At 69.3% G+C, this 3,054-nt stretch carries 3 protein-coding genes; all 3 read right to left on the bottom strand.

What is annotated here, in order from left to right; translation table 11 throughout:
* Positions 1 to 275 (bottom strand): beta-galactosidase (locus RWX45_RS11225; RefSeq protein WP_316023806.1); only part of this gene is annotated, 275 nt, incomplete at its 3' end.
* A 424-nt stretch (positions 276 to 699) separates the two neighbouring features.
* The gene (locus RWX45_RS11220; protein ID WP_316023805.1) at positions 700 to 1,890 is read right to left on the bottom strand and encodes a phosphoglycerate dehydrogenase; all 1,191 of its coding nucleotides are present in this window, start codon (positions 1,888 to 1,890) and stop codon (positions 700 to 702) included.
* Positions 1,891 to 1,924: 34 nt separating this feature from the next.
* The gene (gene serC, locus RWX45_RS11215; RefSeq protein ID WP_316023807.1) at positions 1,925 to 3,007 is read right to left on the bottom strand and encodes a 3-phosphoserine/phosphohydroxythreonine transaminase; all 1,083 of its coding nucleotides are present in this window, start codon (positions 3,005 to 3,007) and stop codon (positions 1,925 to 1,927) included.
* Positions 3,008 to 3,054 lie beyond the last annotated feature (47 nt).

The raw sequence follows: 3,054 nt of genomic DNA, 5'->3' as shown, positions 1-3,054 counted from the left end.
AGCCAGGTGGGGATGGCGGCGGTGGGGGTGCCGATGATGACGTCGAGGCCGTGGCGCTGCGCGGCGTCGATGGCGCGGTCGACATGGGTGAAGTCGAAGACGCCGGGGGCGGGGTTCCAGGTTCCCCAGGTGAACTCGGCGATGCGGATGGTGGTGAAGCCGGCGTCGACCATCATCTGCATGTCATGCTCGAGCCGGTCGGGGCCCGCGGCGGCGGGGGTGTACTCGTCGTAGTAGGCGGCTCCGAAGATGAGCCGGTCGGGATGCTGCGTCATTGTGCCCTCCTGTGCGGCGCCCTCGCCGCTTATCTAGTAGTTACTAGATAGTAGACTACTGGGGGCGAGAAGGGAAGGCCCTGCTGGCGTGCCGCACGGCGCCGCAACCCCACAACCTGTGCCCATGCCTCCTGATCCACACTCAAAAGTGACCATCTGTCGCAACTTTTGGCGCCGCGCGCGTACGCTCCGGCCAGCGTCCTCGCATTTGCCCAGGTCAGAGCCCGTATCCGAAGGTAACCATTACGGCCCTCCGGCAAAAGTTGAGACCGATGGACACTTTTCACGCCGCGCCGACCACACAAACGCAGCGGCGCCCCTCACCAGACGTCGGAACGCGGGTGAGGGGCAGCGAGGAGACGGCTGCTATGAGCGTTGGCGGCAACTCGCCACTCACCCGCGGGTGAGTGGCGCCGCAAGCGCGTCAAGCAGCGAAGGGCTCCAGGGCGCGCGCGGAGAGCACGCCCTCAATAGCGCGCACCTCATCGAGGACCGAGTCGTCCAACTCGCCTTCGACGTCGACGAGCGTGACGGCGAGGTCGCCGCGGGAGCGGTTGAGCAGGTTGGCGATGTTCTGCCCGCGCTCGGCCACCAGCGTGGAGACCTGACCGACCATGTTGGGCACGTTCTGGTTGACGATGACCAGGCGGCGGGTGCCGGGCTCGCGGGGCAGGACCGCCTCGGGGAAGTTGACCGAGTTGTGGACCTGTCCGTCCTCGAGGAAGCCGCGCAGCTCGTCCACGGCCATGACGGCGCAGTTGCGCTCGGCCTCCTTGGTGGAGGCGCCCAGGTGCGGCAGGGAGATGCACTTGGGGTGCTTGTGCACGGCGGTGGAGGGGAAGTCGCACACGTAGCCGCCCAGGGTGCCCTCATCCAGGGCGGCTACGACGGCGGCCTCGTCCACGATCTCCGCGCGGGCGAAGTTGAGCAGCACCGCGGTCTCCTTCATGAGGGCCACGCGCTGGGTGGAGACCAGGCCGCGGGTGGACTCGATGAGGGGGACGTGGACGGTGAGGATGTCGGCGCGGCGGAAGACCTCCTCCATGGACTCGGCGCGCTCCACCTCGGCGCTCAGGTGCCAGGCGTGCTCGACGCTGATGCCGGGGTCGAAGCCGACCACGTTGAGCCCCAGCCCCAGGGCGGCGTTGGCCACCTGCACGCCGACGGCGCCCAGGCCGATGACGCCGAGCGTCCGCCCGGGCAACTCGAAGCCGACGAACTGCTTCTTGCCGGCCTCGACGGCGCGGGCGATCTCGGCGTCGTCGCCCTCAAGCTCGTGGGCGAAGCGGGCGGCGGGGATGAGGTTGCGGGAGGCGATGAACAGTCCCGCCAGCACCAACTCCTTGACCGCATTGGCGTTGGCGCCGGGGGTGTTGAACACCGGCACGCCGCGCCGGGTCATGGCGTCGACCGGGATGTTGTTGGTGCCGGCGCCGGCGCGGGCGATGGCCATGACCGAGTCGGGGATCGGGACGTCGTGCAGCTTGGCGGAGCGCACGAGCAGGGCGTGCGGCTCGGTGACATTGCCGCCGACGTCGTAGCGGTCGTCGGGGAAACGGGACAGGCCCGCACCGGAGATGGCGTTGAGGGTCTGGATGCGGAACTGCTTGGTCATGTTGTGCCTTTCCTGGGGTATCCGGAAGGGGCGCTCAGGCGCGGGTGCGCTCGAACTCGGTCATGTAGTCGATAAGGGCGGTGACGCCGTCGTCGGGCATGGCGTTGTAGATAGAGGCGCGCATACCGCCGACGCTGCGGTGACCCTTGAGGTTGGTCAGGCCCGCGGCGTCGGCGCCGGCGAGGAAGTCGGTGTCGAGGGCGGGGTCGGCCAGGGTGAAGGGGATGTTCATCCAGGAGCGCGAGCGGGGCTCGACGGGGTTGGTGTAGAAGTCCGAGGCGTCGATGGCGGCGTACAGGCGCTCGGCCTTGGCACGGTTGCGCTCGCCCATGGCCTCCAGCCCGCCGGTGGACTCGATCCAGTGCAGGATGAGGCCGAGCAGGTAGATGGAGAAGGTGGGTGGGGTGTTGAGCATGGAGTCGGCCCCGGCCATGGTCTTCCAGTCCCAGATGGCGGGGACGTCGGGGCGGGCGCGGTCCAGCAGATCGTCGCGGACGACGACGACGGCCAGGCCCGCCGGGCCGAGGTTCTTCTGGGCGCCGCCGTAGATGACGCCGAAGCGCTCAACGTCGATGGGGCGCGAGAGGTAGGTGGAGGAGAAGTCGGCCACCAGGGGGACGTCCCCGGCGTCGGGCACGTAGGGGAACTCGACGCCGCCGATGGTCTCGTTGGGCGTGTAGTGGAAGTAGGCGGCGTCGGCGGGGACGGTGAAGGAGCCGGGCTCGGGGGTGGTGGTGTAGGAGGAGGCGGCCTCGTCGGCGACGGTGAGGGCGTTGACGCCCTGGCGGGAGGCCTCCTTGATGGCCTTCTTGGACCACTGGCCGGTGTTGATGAAGGCGGCGGTCTGACCCGGGGCGGCCAGGTTGAGGGGGATGGCGGAGAACTGGCCGGTGGCGCCGCCGGCGAGGAACAGGATGCGGTAGTTGTCGGGGACGCCGGCGACGCGGCGGAAGGTGGCCTCGGCGTCGGCGGCGCAGGCGACGAAGTCCTTCCCGCGGTGGGAGACCTCCAGCACGCTCATGCCGGAACCCTGCCAGTCGGTGAGCTCGGCGGCGGCCTGCTCGAGCACGGGCAGCGGCATTTGGGCGGGGCCTGCGGAGAAGTTGTACACGCGCATGGGGCACACGATAGTCGGGCAGCGCGGTCGAGCGCGCGGCGTCTCAC

Source organism: Actinomyces sp. MRS3W (assembly GCF_032465695.1).
Lineage (GTDB): Bacteria > Actinomycetota > Actinomycetes > Actinomycetales > Actinomycetaceae > Actinomyces.
Note: the sequence above shows the minus strand (reverse complement) of the source record. Positions and strands in the feature narration are given on the sequence as shown.